15 protein-coding genes and 1 tRNA gene are annotated in these 14,062 nt (G+C 62.0%); 10 read left to right on the top strand and 6 right to left on the bottom strand.

From position 1 onward, the window contains the following. Positions 1 to 117 precede the first annotated feature (117 nt). From AB7783_RS11750 to AB7783_RS11735, 4 genes are all read left to right on the top strand, one after another. Entirely contained in the window at positions 118 to 1,239 is a 1,122-nt protein-coding gene (locus AB7783_RS11750) for a methionine ABC transporter ATP-binding protein (RefSeq protein ID WP_441277703.1), read from the top strand. Then, positions 1,229 to 1,894: a methionine ABC transporter permease gene (locus AB7783_RS11745; RefSeq protein WP_068732062.1), complete on the top strand. Its 666-nt coding sequence runs from the start codon at positions 1,229 to 1,231 to the stop codon at positions 1,892 to 1,894. Before AB7783_RS11750 ends, AB7783_RS11745 begins: the two co-directional genes overlap by 11 nt. A 47-nt stretch (positions 1,895 to 1,941) precedes the next feature. After that, the gene (locus AB7783_RS11740; protein ID WP_441277702.1) at positions 1,942 to 2,736 is read left to right on the top strand and encodes a MetQ/NlpA family ABC transporter substrate-binding protein; all 795 of its coding nucleotides are present in this window, start codon (positions 1,942 to 1,944) and stop codon (positions 2,734 to 2,736) included. 1,106 nt (positions 2,737 to 3,842) lie between these two features. Continuing rightward, a tRNA-Gly gene (locus AB7783_RS11735) sits at positions 3,843 to 3,916 on the top strand. Positions 3,917 to 3,933: 17 nt separating this feature from the next. On the opposite strand, the gene AB7783_RS11730 is transcribed toward AB7783_RS11735, so the two are convergent. The 3 genes from AB7783_RS11730 to AB7783_RS11720 all read right to left on the bottom strand — a co-directional run bounded on the left by AB7783_RS11730 (position 3,934) and on the right by AB7783_RS11720 (position 5,511). Continuing rightward, a complete protein-coding gene (locus AB7783_RS11730; RefSeq protein WP_441277701.1) occupies positions 3,934 to 4,440 on the bottom strand; it encodes a hypothetical protein in 507 nt (168 codons plus the stop codon). 113 nt (positions 4,441 to 4,553) lie between these two features. Beyond that, a complete protein-coding gene (locus tag AB7783_RS11725; protein WP_441277700.1) occupies positions 4,554 to 4,838 on the bottom strand; it encodes a hypothetical protein in 285 nt (94 codons plus the stop codon). Next, the gene (locus AB7783_RS11720) at positions 4,816 to 5,511 is read right to left on the bottom strand and encodes a hypothetical protein (protein ID WP_441277699.1); all 696 of its coding nucleotides are present in this window, start codon (positions 5,509 to 5,511) and stop codon (positions 4,816 to 4,818) included. Before AB7783_RS11720 ends, AB7783_RS11725 begins: the two co-directional genes overlap by 23 nt. Positions 5,512 to 5,937: 426 nt before the next feature. On the opposite strand from AB7783_RS11720, the gene AB7783_RS11715 reads away from it, so the two are divergent. Together AB7783_RS11715 and AB7783_RS11710 are read left to right on the top strand one after the other, a co-directional pair. Further along, positions 5,938 to 7,062: a serine hydrolase domain-containing protein gene (locus AB7783_RS11715; protein WP_441277698.1), complete on the top strand. Its 1,125-nt coding sequence runs from the start codon at positions 5,938 to 5,940 to the stop codon at positions 7,060 to 7,062. A 509-nt stretch (positions 7,063 to 7,571) separates the two neighbouring features. After that, complete coding sequence (locus AB7783_RS11710; protein ID WP_439064231.1) at positions 7,572 to 7,739, top strand: hypothetical protein; 168 nt, start codon at positions 7,572 to 7,574, stop codon at positions 7,737 to 7,739. A gap of 28 nt (positions 7,740 to 7,767) precedes the next feature. Here AB7783_RS11710 and AB7783_RS11705 read toward each other — a convergent pair whose 3' ends face one another. Then, on the bottom strand, positions 7,768 to 8,382 hold the full coding sequence (locus AB7783_RS11705) for a hypothetical protein (protein ID WP_441279683.1): 615 nt from the start codon (positions 8,380 to 8,382) through the stop codon (positions 7,768 to 7,770). Positions 8,383 to 8,578: 196 nt separating this feature from the next. Here AB7783_RS11705 and AB7783_RS11700 point away from each other — a divergent pair, with 196 nt between their 5' ends. Next, a complete protein-coding gene (locus tag AB7783_RS11700) occupies positions 8,579 to 8,812 on the top strand; it encodes a hypothetical protein (RefSeq protein WP_093762152.1) in 234 nt (77 codons plus the stop codon). 117 nt (positions 8,813 to 8,929) lie between these two features. On the opposite strand, the gene AB7783_RS11695 is transcribed toward AB7783_RS11700, so the two are convergent. After that, positions 8,930 to 9,658, bottom strand: a complete 729-nt coding sequence (locus AB7783_RS11695) for a YkgJ family cysteine cluster protein (RefSeq protein WP_441277697.1) — start codon at positions 9,656 to 9,658, stop codon at positions 8,930 to 8,932. 85 nt (positions 9,659 to 9,743) lie between these two features. Further along, positions 9,744 to 10,415 carry a TetR/AcrR family transcriptional regulator gene (locus tag AB7783_RS11690; RefSeq protein WP_089265633.1) on the bottom strand — a complete coding sequence of 224 codons (672 nt, stop codon included), beginning with the start codon at positions 10,413 to 10,415 and terminating at the stop codon, positions 9,744 to 9,746. Between the two features lie 269 nt (positions 10,416 to 10,684). On the opposite strand from AB7783_RS11690, the gene AB7783_RS11685 reads away from it, so the two are divergent. The 3 genes from AB7783_RS11685 to AB7783_RS11675 all read left to right on the top strand — a co-directional run bounded on the left by AB7783_RS11685 (position 10,685) and on the right by AB7783_RS11675 (position 14,060). Further along, positions 10,685 to 11,920 carry an acyl-CoA dehydrogenase family protein gene (locus AB7783_RS11685; RefSeq protein ID WP_439077566.1) on the top strand — a complete coding sequence of 412 codons (1,236 nt, stop codon included), beginning with the start codon at positions 10,685 to 10,687 and terminating at the stop codon, positions 11,918 to 11,920. A 22-nt stretch (positions 11,921 to 11,942) separates the two neighbouring features. Then, positions 11,943 to 13,004, top strand: coding sequence for a phosphotransferase family protein (locus AB7783_RS11680; protein ID WP_068731551.1), 1,062 nt, complete (start codon positions 11,943 to 11,945; stop codon positions 13,002 to 13,004). Between the two features lie 138 nt (positions 13,005 to 13,142). Continuing rightward, positions 13,143 to 14,060, top strand: coding sequence for a DMT family transporter (locus AB7783_RS11675; RefSeq protein WP_441277696.1), 918 nt, complete (start codon positions 13,143 to 13,145; stop codon positions 14,058 to 14,060). The last annotated feature ends 2 nt before the right edge of the window (positions 14,061 to 14,062 follow it).

Raw genomic sequence — 14,062 nt, 5'->3', positions numbered from 1 at the left:
TTTTCCTCATTTGTGCAGTGCGGTTGAAATAATGCCCGAAATCAGTAGGTTGCCGCCACGGCGCCCGCGACACGCAGGCCGGCCCCGTGCTTCACAACTGCGCAGAAACGTCATTCAATGAACGCTCCCCTGTCCAAGCCGACCGGAGCGCCCGTGCCAGTTCTCGATCCGCAAGATCCTGGCCAACAAGGGCGTGCCATCATCTCCTTCGATGGCGTCAGCAAGATCTTCCCGTCGCGGAAGGATTCCGCCGAGGTGAAGGCGGTCGACAATATCGACCTCGTGGTGCCCGAAGGCGCCATTGTCGGCGTGATCGGCAAGAGCGGCGCCGGCAAGTCGACGCTGATCCGCCTCATCAACGGGCTGGAGCAGCCGACCCATGGCAAAGTCACCGTCGACGGCCTCGACATCGGATCGCTGGATGAGAAGGCGCTGCGCCAGGCGCGCCGCTCCATCGGCATGATCTTCCAGCATTTCAACCTGCTGTCGTCGCGTACTGCGTTCGACAATATCGCGCTGCCGCTGGAGATCGCCGGCACGCCGCGCAAAGACATCCCGGGAATCGTCGAGCCGCTGCTCGACATGGTCGGCCTTGCCGACAAGCGCGACCGTTATCCGGCCGAACTCTCCGGCGGACAGAAGCAGCGCGTCGGCATCGCTCGTGCGCTGGCCACCAAACCGAAAGTGCTACTGTCGGACGAGGCGACCTCGGCGCTCGATCCGGAGACCACGGCGCAGATCATCGCGCTGCTCAAGCAGATCAATGCCGATCTCAATCTCACCATCCTCTTCATCACCCATGAAATGTCCGTGGTGAAGAAGCTGGCGCAGCGCGTCGCCGTGATGGAAGGCGGCCAGATCATCGAGCAGGGCACCACCTACGAGATCTTCTCGAAGCCGACCCACGCCACGACCAAGCGCTTTGTCGGCGAAGTCACCGGCGGCAATGTGCCGGAATGGCTGCAAAGCAAGTTGCTGGCGGACTATGCGCCCGGCCGTCAGGCCGTGATCCGCATCGCCTTCACCGGCGCCGACGCCGATGAGCCCGTGTTGTCGCGGCTCACCCGCGCTTACGGCGTCGACTTCAACATCATGCATGGGCAGATCGAATATGTCGCCGACCATCCGTTCGGCACGCTGATCGCATCCGTCGCCGCAGACCCGGAGCTGCAGGCGAAGCTGATCGCCGACCTCACCGCGACCCGCAACACCGTGGAGCATCTCGGCTATGTCGCCTGAACTGATCAACATGATCCTGTGGTCGACGCTGGACACGCTCACCATGGTGGCGCTGGCTGGCATTTTCGGCACGCTGGCCGGACTGCCGCTCGGCATCTTCCTGGCAACGAGCCGTGCCGGTGAGCTGTTCCCGGCGCCGAACGTCAATCGGCTGCTTGGCCTCGTCGTCAATGCCACGCGCTCGACGCCCTTCATCATTCTCGTCGTGGCCATCGTGCCGCTGACGCGGCTGATCGCCGGCACCTCGATCGGCACCAGCGCCGCTGTCGTCCCGCTGACCATCGCGGCGACGCCGTTCATTGCGCGCGTCATCGAAGGCGCGATCCGCGAGGTCGATCAGGGCCTCGTCGAAGCCGCGCGCGCCTTCGGTGCGAGCCCGCTGCAGATCGTCTGGAAGGTGCTGTTGCCGGAAGCGATGCCGGCGGTGACGCTGGCGCTCACGCTCGCGACCGTCAGCCTGATCGGTTATTCCGCCATGGTCGGCGCCGTCGGCGGCGGCGGGCTTGGCGATCTCGGCATCCGCTACGGCTATCAGCGCTTCATGCCGGAAGTCATGGCGACGGTGGTCGCCGTGCTGATCTGTCTCGTGCAGGGCGTGCAGAGCCTTGGCGACTTCATCTCGCGCCGCCTCGACAAGCGCACGCGACACTCTTGAGCGATCTCGCTCGCGTCAGCGGGCCCGCTCGCACTCGTTTACTCACAATGGAAAACACAATGTCTCTTCGTCACTATCTCCTCTCCATCCTCGCTTTCGCCGCGCTCACCGGCGCTGCGTCCGCCGAGACCATCAAGGTCGGCGTGACGCCCGGTCCGCATGCGCAGGTGCTGGAAGCTGCCAAGGCCGTCGCCGCCAAGAAGGGCCTCGACATCCAGATCGTCGAATTCTCCGATTACGTGGTGCCGAATGCGGCGCTGGAAGCCGGCGACCTGCAGGCCAATTCGTTCCAGCATCAGCCCTATCTCGACAACCAGGTGGCCGATCGCAAATACAAGATCGTCGCTGTGGGCAACACCATCAACTTCCCGATGGGCATCTATTCGAAGAAGGTGAAGACCTGGGACGAGGTCAAGTCAGGCGCCACGCTGGCGATCCCCAACGATCCGACCAATGGCGGCCGCGTGCTGATCCTGCTGCGCGACAAGGGCATCATCAAGTTGAAGGATGGCGTCGGCTTCAAGCCGACCTTGCTCGACATCACCGAGAATCCGAAGAAGCTGAAGATCACCGAAGTCGACGCCGCGCAGCTGCCGCGCACGCTGCCTGACGTCGATGTCGCAGGGATCAACACCAATTACGCCACGCAGGCCGGTCTCGATCCGGTGAAGGACGCGATCCTGCGCGAGGATCCGAAGGGCCCTTATGCGAACATCATCGCCGTGCGCGCCGCCGACAAGGACAAGCCCTGGGTGAAGACGCTGGTGGAAAGCTATCAGTCGCCCGAGGTGAAGGCGTTCATCGACGAGAAGTTCAAGGGCTCGGTGCTCGCGACCTGGTAAGGTCCTTCTTTTCCCTCCCCCTTGCGGGGAGGGGGGCCGGCCGCTTGGCCGGTCGGGTGGGGGTGCCACAAGCGGCGCCCTCACGTGGGGCAACCCCCACCCCGGCCTCCGCTTCGCTCGGCCGACCCTCCCCGCCTAGCGAAGCTTCGCTTCGCGCGGGGGGAGGGATATTTCTGGCGCCGTCGCGCCATCGCATCTCCAAAATTTCAAAGAGCCACGCGCTCGCATTCTCGCGGCGCCAATGGCGTCCGAGTTTTGCGCATTCCTTCCCACCCTCAATCGAGAGGGCGTGCGGAACGCCGGGTGCCCGTTGCACCCTTGGGCCTGATGCGATGCGGTCTTCCGCAATCTATAGAGTGCATCAGGACTTTCGGACGCGCTGGGCGAAGTGCCCGGCGTTCCGCCTGCGGTGTTTTTTCGGTTGCCTGCACATCTGCCTTGGCGAACGGCCCCATCACCAAAATTAGTGTCCCAGGGCGGAGGGACAGGGTAGCCTCAAGCACTTAAGCCGGACGCGTTTCGATTTGGTCGTCCGTCACACTGTCCAGGGGTCTGTCCATCCGAAGGTCGGCCGTCTCCTTGCCAGTGGCAGTGCTGGCGCAGATCCGTCCTGCCCGAAGACAGACGTTCCCCATGAACCGCGTAACGCCGCATCTCCGGCGTCCACCGCATCCAGCCCCGCGAACGTGACGATCGCGCTCGCCCCTCTCATCGAGGCTGGACGGAGGGGAATATAAACCTGATGGGGATGTTGTCAACAGAAGATAGGAAAAAATGTTTGGGTGCTGTCTTGCCGCCCTACACTCGTCATTCCGGGGCGCGGGGGCGCCTTCGCGCACGCGAACCCGGAATCCCAGCATGGGAGGCTCTAGTCAGCGCCAAACATTTCGAGATTCCGGGTTCGCGCTACGCGGCTGCGCCGCTTCGTGCGCCCCGGAATGACAAAGAGGGTGGCCCGGCATCTGCGGCCGGCCTACAGCTGGACATCCCATTTCCACACGCCATCCCCTTGAAATCAAACCGCAATCCGCGTGTCGCAGCGGGCAGGGGATGCGACCTCACATGAGGTTGAGACCCGCCGCGCAACGTGTTACCTGACGCGGCACGCGGGTATAGCTCAATGGTAGAGCAGCAGCCTTCCAAGCTGAATACGAGGGTTCGATTCCCTCTACCCGCTCCAACTCTCCCTAGTCGCGCCTAGTTCAACGCTACGGCTTTTGGCTTCACGCGCTTGTTTTTCAAACGGTCAAGAAATCTGGAAGGCAAGCGCTCGTCAAACCGGATGTAACTGGCGAACAAAGGCTGTCCTTCCTTGTAAAACTTGGAAATCCGTTCTTTCGCCATCCTGACCTTCTTGATGGCTTCCGCTCTTTCGGCCGGATTTGTCATGGCGGTCATCTCCGCCGAGAAGACGTCTATATCGATTACGTTCTGCTGAAAGTTTTTGAGGTATGTGACCACATCGTCACCAAAAAAGAAGTATGCAGCCTCGACAGTCTCCCCAAATTCAATATCCTCTTTCCGATCTAACTTTCCCGCGGATGAAATTTTGCTCACCACGGCCCTAGTAGCAACATAGATGGCGTGACGGCGCTCAAATAGATCGAGTGCAAACTTCAGTTTTGCAGTTCGGTACTGGTAATAGCCAATCAGCGCTACAAACGCGCTCGTGCCAGCCGCAATTAGCCACTGAATTATCGTCATGTGTAGCCTTCAATTCATCAAACGCTTAGCGATCTTTTTGGCTTGCCATGACGGCGCTGCGCGCTAGCAGAAATGTACGTGCTCAATATGAGCGGCAGAGCGGGCTGAGACCGTCAGTCCTCCGAGCTTTGGGAGATCGCGTCCGCGATTACTGAGCCCATTTCTGCGATGGCTTGACCTGCGTCCTTCACTTCCTTCGCAAGATGCTCGATAGCACCAAATGGAGTAGAGGCATCAGCCACGCCGAGCTTGTTAAGCGCGCGAGCGGTTTGCATTTGCGCATTCTTGAGTTCGATCAGCGCGTAGGCGATCGCAAATGCACCGTCTCCGGCACGCGCTCTTTCTTCGAAATAATCCTCAATGTGGCTATTTACTTTAGCTGCGGGAGTCTTTGTCATCTTTCTTTCTTCTAGCCTTCTTCGGTAGCGGATCGGTCGGGGGGATTCTGCTGGGGAAGTACCATCCGCCATCCTTGCTGATCGGTGCCCCTTTGCCTGTCGTCTTACGCAAGTATTTATCCCAAAGGTGCCATTCCGGATCATCGATGCGAATGAACACTTGGCTGGGTTTCAAACGCAGATCGGAGATCGGATGTCCCATCGCAACGCGAAACTCCGTGCGATCTATACCCATAGAAAGGAAGCAGTCCTCGAGCGTAGTGTTCTCATCGACCGCATGATGCATCGCCGACGCTGGTACGCCTGCGCGCATCGCTCGCCTTAGTAGCGTGAGAACTTCGTAGTTATGTTCTTCGCAATAAAACTTCTGGCGCATACGACCGCGAACCAAGTAGCAGTCCTTCATGCCTGGCTCGCGGTCTTCTTCGTGCTCCACAGCCGCAAATCTTGGAATGTCGCGAATGTTTGGAGACAGCCGCTCGCCATCATCGGAAAAGCGAGGAGCCGCAGCCATTTGCACTGCGTCTGCGACACGGCTGTAGCCAAATTTTGTAATCCAGTCCTCGAACGCGGCATCCCAGCCAGCGCTCAATGGCTGGTCGCTCCAAGCCTTATGCTCCCACATTCTGCGCAGTTGCTGCGCAGCCAACGACACTTCCAAATCCGAGTGCATAGTGTTCTTCCACCTGTGGATGAACGGTTCGAATCATGTGGAATTCTACGTGCCGGTGGCGTTCGCAATCCAGCTATCAGCCTGAAGCGATTGGAAGAAAAATATCTGTTCGAACGACGATCCGGGCCTTGCAATCCGGCTGTGGAAAAGAGGGATGATTCGAAAATGACGGAGCGAACGACTCGTTGAGATGCAATGGTAACCTCGGTCCCATCGCGCGACGACAAGACAACGCAGTCAGCTCGACGTCTATAAACACGTCGGTCGTTTATCTGTGATGCTGCTCGGAAGCTGAGTACCAGGGGCGATTCCGCCTATCCGCTCCAACGGCGCTCCGCTAGATTCACTCGCGCCGCTGTCGGTTGCCGCCGCCTCCCATCCGGTCAATAACCGTGGCGCGTCATCCAAAACGAGCCTGATATCCCCATGACAGATCCCCGTTATTTCCCGGCGGCCGCCGCCTGGGACAAGATCGATCCGCAGCAGGCCGGCTACGCGCCGGACAAGCTCGCTGCAGCCGTGGCATTTGCGCAGGCGAATGAAACGCCGTGGCCGCGCGGCTTTTATTACGACAACGGTCGTTATGCGCCGAATGTGGACTGGAATGAGACCGGGCCATGGAGCGCGGTGCTGGGGCCGGTGCGCGAGCGCGGCGGCTCCGCGGGCATGGTGCTGCAGAATGGCCGCGTGCTGGCGGCGTGGGGCGAGATCGCGCGGGCGGACATGACCTTCTCCATCGCCAAGAGCTATCTCGCCGTGCTGGCGGGCCTCGCGGTCGATGACGGGCTGATCGGGGATATCGACGAGCCGGTAGCCAAGCGCGTGCCCGGGCCGCTATTTGCGGATGCGCACAACGCCAAGGTCACCTGGCGGCATCTGCTGGAGCAGACCAGCGAATGGCGCGGCGAGTTGTTCGGCAAGCCGGACCAGATCGATCACAACCGTCTGGTCGCGCCGAATGCCGACAACAGCCGCAAGGGCGAGCTGCGCGAGTGGCAAACGCCGGGCAGCTTCTACGAATATAACGATGTGCGCGTGAACCTGCTGTCGCTCTGCCTGCTGAGTCTGTTCAAGCGGCCGCTGCCGGAGGTGCTGCGTGCGCGCATCATGGATCCGATCGGCGCGTCGAAGGACTGGGAGTGGGTCGGCTATGACAATTCCTTCGTCGAGATCGATGGCCAGCGGATGCAGTCGGTGCCGGGCGGCGGCCATTGGGGCGGCGGCATGTTCATCGGCGCGGAGGACCATGCGCGCTTCGGCCTGTTGATGGCGCGCGGCGGCGACTGGAATGGAAAGCGGCTGCTGTCGCAGGCCTGGGTCGACGCGATGTGGACGCAGTCGTCACAGCAGCCGAATTACGGCTTCCTGTGGTGGCTGAACCGCGGGCCGCATGCCAACAAGAATGCGCCGGACACGGCGGTCTATGCGCTTGGTGCCGGCGGCAACATGATCTGGATCGATCGCGACGCGGAGATGATCGCGGTGACGCGGTGGCTGCCCAGCGCGAAGGCGCCGGAGTTCATCCGGCAGTTGATCGCGGCGCGCATCTAGGGCGTTTTCGTTCGGACATTGAGCTTTCAAGCTTCCACCTTGGCGGTGCCGCGCAAGGGAGGCAACGCAGGCAGGGCGTTGCGGGATAGCGCATTCTTCCGCTTCCGGATGAGCCGCTGCTCGGCTTCCGCGTTGCTTTATCTCAAGCCGATTCCGGTCGTGAGATAAACGGCGATCAGGAAGGCGCAACCTGCCAGTGGCAGGGCAATCAAACGTAAAATTTGTGCTTCCGAAATCATCTGAGGCACCTATGTCGGCAGCTTCGATGGGAAGATGGCCGTTTATGCTTAATGCGCGGTAAATAGCTCTCCGGCCAGTCGTTACGCCGGCATCGAGCAGGGCCCGTATCAACCCGTCATCTTGTCCAGCAACGCCTGCGCCAGTCCCTTCCGCGCATCCGGCAACTGATCGCGGCGCGGATCTAGGACGCTCCCATTCAGAACGCAGACGTCGCCTCCCATGCAACGGATTGCACGGGGCCGCGTTGGCTTGCACAGGGAGGCACCAGCATGAATGTTCGTAAGCCAGCGGAGCGGGGCCCGGAAGGTCCGGGCGAAAAGCCGGACCCGCTCACGATTCCCGGAGATCACCCCGCTCCGGAGGATCAGTTCGGCGGCGGCGACATCTGCTCGCCGGAGGCAGAGCCTCCGACCGATGACGACAAACCGCTCGACTGATCCCCCGGCGCAATGTGCGCTTCGCGGGCTACATCGGCGGAACGACGCCGTTGGTGCCGGCGACCACGTTGCCGGTGGAGAGCGTTCCGTCATCCGCCTTCTGCGACGGCACGAACACGGTCATGCCGGGCTTCAGCTCACCTTGCGCGGCAGCCGCAAAGGTCACGACTGTCGTGTCATCCGCGACCGAGATGGTCTTTTCCTTGCCGTGAAAGGTCACAGTGATGTTGCGGCCGTCGACGTCCTTGACGGCGTTGGTGACGGTGGCGTTGGTCATGGTGCTGTTCGGCTTCAGATCCCAGGGATAGCTGCCTTCGCCGGTGCCCTTCATGCCCGCCGGGAAGATCAGGACCTCGAGAGCGCCGTCGCCGCCGCGCGATTTGGGCAGCGAGGCGATGCCGACGAAGTCGCCGGGCTTGATGTCGTTGAGCGAGGCCTTGGCGACGCCGGTGACTTTCCAGTTGTCGTTCAGCTTGATCGCCGTCGAATTGCCCTCGCGGGTTTTGACCGTCAGCTTCGCGCCGTCGACACTCTCGACCGTGCCGCGCACGCGCACCGTCTCGGCTGCGCTTGCGGCGGAAATGCTGGCTGCACTCAGAAGGGCAATGCCCAGCCCGGTGATTACAGCAGAAAACGCTCTCATATTTCGTCCTTTCACGTAACGCTCTGGCTTGGTGCCGATAGCGTTACGTTCGGGGATCGCGATGATTACGTGGGCGAGGATCACGGTGCGGTGATCGGGAACACTGGTGCGCTCTCGCAGCCTCGTTCCATGTGCCATGTGATTATCGGAACGATTTTGCCTTGCGCTGCTTGCTCAGGTCGGAGAGGTTCGAACTATGACCATCATGTCAAAGAAAGCTGCGCTGCTCATCCTGGCTGCCGTTGCTGAACTCGCGCTCGCTGACGCGGCATCTGCCCGAGGCGGTGGCAGCAGCTTCATGAACTCGCCGGGCTATCAGCGCCGGCTGCAGGAATCGCGCGGCTACGTCACAAACCAATCGGGCTCACTCGTGTCGCAGCCGGCTGCGCCTGCGCCAGTCCAGCACTCACGCAAATCGCGGCGCCGATAGCCGGTGGCGGGGAGGGCGTCAGCCCCTGGATATGAACGTAGAGTCGCGCGACGAAGGGACGGAAATACTCATCGATCATGTCGGCTGTTGGTCGTGAGCGGGGTCGCGCATGCGCCATCACGAACCGGCATGGCGCTTAGCTTCCGGTGCAGGCCCAGCGATGGTCCCTATCTCGTCCAGCAAAGCCTGCGCCAGACCCTTCTGCGCATCAGGAAGTCCGCGATTGCGCGCGGCCTGCTCAAGCGCAAAGGTCGCTTCCATGTGAATGCGGAAATGCGCGGCGTTCTGCTCGACGCCGGTGCCCTCGGGTACATCGCCGAACACCACGTCGTGGCAGCGCGCCACTGAACGTGATGTGAAGGCGCGGCAGGTCAGTGGGCGGACCTCATAGACCGTGCAGCGGTTGTCGGATCCGAGCAGCGCGCAGCGCAGGCGAAGTTTCATGACGTCGGCGGCATCGCGTGCGGCAGCCGCGGCGACTTCGAGGCGGGTGCGCAGTGCCGCCTGTTCGGCGGGCGTGAAATGCGCCGCGATATGCTGCGCCATCACCGTCGCGGTGCCGGGCGGCACCTGGACGTAAAGATGACAACAGGCCGCGCAGCCGCTGGTGCAGGCATTGCCGGGCTGGTTCGGGATGTTGTCGCGAATGGCTGCGGTGGCGGCATCCGCAATGGCGGTCGCATCGCGGGCGGCGTCGGCGATGCTGTCCGCCTGTTCGAAGGCGACGCCATAGGCCGCGCGCAGATTGCCGAAGATGCCTTCATAGCGGCCGGACAGCGAGCGCATCAGCGTGCCCACTTCCGCGATATTGTCCGACACGAAGTCGATGGCGTCCTGTGCGCTCATGCTGGGGTCCCGATCCGCTCCCGGAATACGCTGCGAATCGCGGGGGCGTCACGCGCAATCTGAAGCGGGAACCGGGCTTTACCGTTCAGGCGCGCGCTTTCGCTTTGGCCGGTTCCTTCTGCGCGGCCTTGGCCGGTTTCCCCGTCAGCGCCATGACCGCGACTGCAACCACGCGGTCGGTGATCGCCTGCACATCGTTGAGGTCGCACAGCCCGTCGGACATACGCGTCAGGCGTTCGCTGTCGCGGATGGTCTGGTGCGCCATGGCGAGCGCGAAATGCAGCGCCCAGAAGATATCCGCGGGATCCTGATCGGGCAGGGACCGGCGCATCGCGGCGGCGAAGCGCTTGAGGTGATCGACCTCGCGGTTCTTGATCTTGCGGATCGGCGGCACGGATTCGATCGAGGCGCGGATCATGAAACGCGCGGCGTCCGAGCGCTGTTTCTCGGGGCCGAGGCAACCGCGCAGCGTCGGGCCGACCAGGGCGGCGAAGATCGCATGGATGTCGGCGCGGCCGTCGCCGGCTTCCTCCGCCGCCTTCAATTCGCGCAGGCGCTCGCGATTGGTGGCGAGGCTGCGCGTCACGAACAGTTCGGCGATCAACTCGTCCTTGCTGCCGAAATGATAATTCACCGCCGCGAGATTGACGTCCGCCGCCGCCACGATGTCGCGCATGGTCACATCCGCAAAGCCGCGTTCGGCATAGAGCCGTTCGGCTGCGGTGATGATCGCCGTCCGTGTGTGGTCTGCTGCCATGCGATCGTCCTGATCAAAACGGTCCTTTTGCAACATGGCCCCATGCAAGTGGCGCGGATCGGGGTCATTGCATTTCAAACGCGTGTATGAAACTATCGTTTGAGCGTCGGGAAATGTCAATGTGCGCCTGATGGCATATTGCATCTGCTCAACGCCATCGCCCCCGCGCGGATCTGTGCCGCATCAGCAGAGACAATTTTGCTCTTGCGGTGATCCAGCGACGGGACAACAGTGCCGCCAACAATTCTAAAAAACGCGAGGATCGCCCCATGGATTTCAATATGTCGGACCGCCAGCGCGAATGGCTCGAGCGCGTGTCCTCCTTCATGACCAAGCATGTCCGCCCCGCCGTGCCGATCTATCGTCAGCAGGACGAAGCGGGCGAGCGCTGGAAGGTGATCCCGATCGTCGAGGAATTGAAGAAGAAGGCGAAGGCCGAAGGCCTGTGGAACATGTTCATGCCGCCGTCGTCGCATGAAGACGACGAATTCCACGGCGCGGGACTGAGCAATCTGGAATATGCGCTGCTCGCCGAACAGATGGGCCATATCGGCTGGGCCTCGGAAGTGTTCAACTGCTCGGCGCCTGACACCGGCAATATGGAAGTGTTCATGCGCTACGGCTCGAAAGAGCATAAGCAGAAGTGGCTGAAGCCGCTGATGAACGGCGAGATACGCTCCGCCTTCCTGATGACCGAGCCGGATGTCGCATCGTCGGACGCGACCAATATCGAGACCTCGATCAAGCGTGACGGCGACGAATACGTCATCAACGGCACCAAGTGGTGGTCGTCGGGCATGGGCGATCCGCGCTGCGCCGTCATGATCGTGATGGGCAAGACCGATCCGAGCGCGGCGAAGCACCAGCAGCAGTCGCAGATCCTGGTGCCGCGCGATGCCAAGGGTGTGACGATCGAGAAGATGCTGCCGGTGTTCGGCTTCGACGATGCACCGCATGGCCATGCGCGGGTGAAGCTGGACAATGTCCGCGTTCCCGCCAGCAACATCCTGCTCGGCGAAGGCCGCGGCTTCGAGATCGCGCAGGGCCGTCTCGGTCCGGGCCGCATCCATCATTGCATGCGCACCATCGGCAAGGCCGAGGAAGCGCTGGAGAAGATGGTGCGCCGGCTGTCGTCGCGCACCGCCTTCGGCAAGAAGATCATCGAATATTCGATCTGGGAGCAGCGCATCGCTGAAGCCCGTACCGATATCGAGATGAACCGTCTGCTCTGCCTCAAGGCCGCCGACATGATGGACAAGGTCGGCAACAAGACCGCCCAGCTCGAAATCGCGATGATCAAGGTCTCCGGCCCGAACATGGCGCTGAAGATCATCGACAACGCGATCCAGGCCTACGGCGCCGCCGGCGTGTCCGACGATGCGGGTCTCGCCCGTGACTATGCGTCGATGCGCACCATGCGTCTCGCCGACGGTCCGGACGAGGTGCACAACCGTGCCATTGCGCGGCTCGAACTGCGCAAGTATGCCAATGAGGCAAAGCACTAAGAAACGCTAAGCGGAGACTGACGTGACCGATGGTGTGAAGCGCGACGACGAGTATAACGGCACGAGGCCAGTGGAGGAGCGGCATCGCTTCGACGAGATGAGCCTCGAAGCCTGGATGCGCGAGCATGTGGAAGGCTATGAAGGGCCGCTGACCGTCCTGCAGTTCAAGGGCGGCCAGTCCAACCCGACCTATCGGCTGAATACGCCGAAGCAATCCTACGTGATGCGGCGCAAGCCGTTCGGCAAGCTTCTGCCATCGGCGCACGCCGTCGATCGCGAATACAAGGTGATCGCGGCATTGGGCAAGCAGGGCTTCCCGGTCGCCAAGGCCTATGCGCTCTGCACCGATGACAATGTCATCGGTTCGGCGTTCTACATCATGTCGATGGAAGACGGCCGGATCTTCTGGGATCCGGCGCTGCCGACGGTGCCGAAGGAAGATCGCCGCGCGATCTTCACGGCGAAGATCGAGACGCTGGCGCAACTGCACAGTTACGATCCCGAGAAAATAGGGCTGGGCGATTTCGGCCGTCCCGGCAATTACTTTTCCCGCCAGGTCGATCGCTGGACCAAGCAGTATCGCGCCTCCGAGACGCAGCTGATTCCGGAAATGGAGCGGCTGATCGAATGGCTGCCGACCTCCGTTCCGGAGCAGGAGCGGGTGTCGGTGGTGCATGGCGACTATCGCATCGACAACATGGTGTTCCATACGACGCAGCCGAAGGTGCAGGCGGTGCTCGACTGGGAGCTGTCGACATTGGGCGATCCGATGGCCGACTTCACCTATCTTTTGATGCAGTGGATCATGCCGGGCCTCGACGGGCTCGACTTCAAGGCACTCAACATCCCGACCATGGATGAAGCCGCCAAGATCTATTGCGACAAGGCCGGCCGCAAGAGCGTGCCCGATCTCAACTGGTACTATTGCTACAACCTGTTCCGGCTCACCGGCATTCTGCAGGGTATTGCCGGCCGCGTGCGCGACGGCACCGCGTCATCAGCCAAGGCGATGGAGTCTGCCAAGCGCACCGTGCCGCTGGCGCAGGCGTCGTGGAAATACGCACAGCTCGCGGGCGCGAAATAAACGATTGAAGAGGCGCGACCGACTGGGGATCGCGCCTCTTTCATGATCGCTTCAGCTTTGTGATCGCTTTCAAGACGCCCCGCCAAGAAGGGCCGGCCGCTGGGAATTGCTGCCGCGACGATCGACCTGGAAACGCACGTGGCGCTCTCTCCCAATCTTCACGGCAGCCTGTTGATGGCCGCCGCCATGGCCAGCTTCAGCGTCACCGACGCGATGTCCAAATTCCTGCTGGCGCAGATGAATTTCGGGCAACTGGTGCTGCTACGCGGCATCGTTGCAAGCCTGCTGATTGCCGCACTGGCCGCGCGTCGCGGAGCGCTACGGTCGCTGCGTGTGCTGTTCGCGGCGCCCGTGGCGTTGCGCATCATAGGCGAGGTCGGCGGCACTGTTCTGTTTCTGCAAGCCATCACGCATCTGCCGCTGGCCAATGTGGCGGCGATCATTCTGTCGCAGCCGCTCGCGATCACGCTCGGAGCGGTGCTGATCCTCGGCGAGCGGGTCGGCTGGCGTCGCTGGCTGGCGATCACCGTGGGCTTTGCCGGCGTGCTGATCATCGTGCGGCCCGGTGCGGCGGGCTTCAACCAGTTCACCTTGCTGGCGCTCGGTGCAGTCGCGTTCTATGCGCTACGCGATCTCGCGACCAAGAAAATTCCGGCGGACATTCCTGCGCTCTTCGTGACGCTGCTGACGACCGTCGTGATGACGCTGGTCGGAGGCGGGCTGATGGTCCCGCTTGGCGGCTGGGTTGAGCCGTCGGCTTCAGCGCTCCTGCTGCTGGCAGTGGCCGCGGTGCTGGTGCTGATCGGCTATCAATGCGTGATCATGGCGCTGCGCGTCGGCGACATCTCGGCGGTGGCGCCGTTTCGCTACACGCAACTGCTCTGGGCCATGCTGCTCGGCTATCTGATGTTCGGCGACAGGCCCGACGGCGCCATGATCTTCGGCGCGTCGGTCATCGTGGCGTCCGGCCTGTACGCCTTCCAGCGCGAGCGCATCCACAATCGCGAACTGCTGCTGGCCGCCAAGGCGTCCAGCGTGCCGGTGGACCGGTTGTGATG

This window comes from Tardiphaga sp. 172_B4_N1_3 (assembly GCF_052076035.1).
Classification (GTDB): Bacteria; Pseudomonadota; Alphaproteobacteria; order Rhizobiales; family Xanthobacteraceae; genus Tardiphaga; species Tardiphaga robiniae.
The sequence above is the reverse complement of the archived record's forward strand: the minus strand, read 5'-3'. Positions and strand labels throughout refer to the sequence as shown.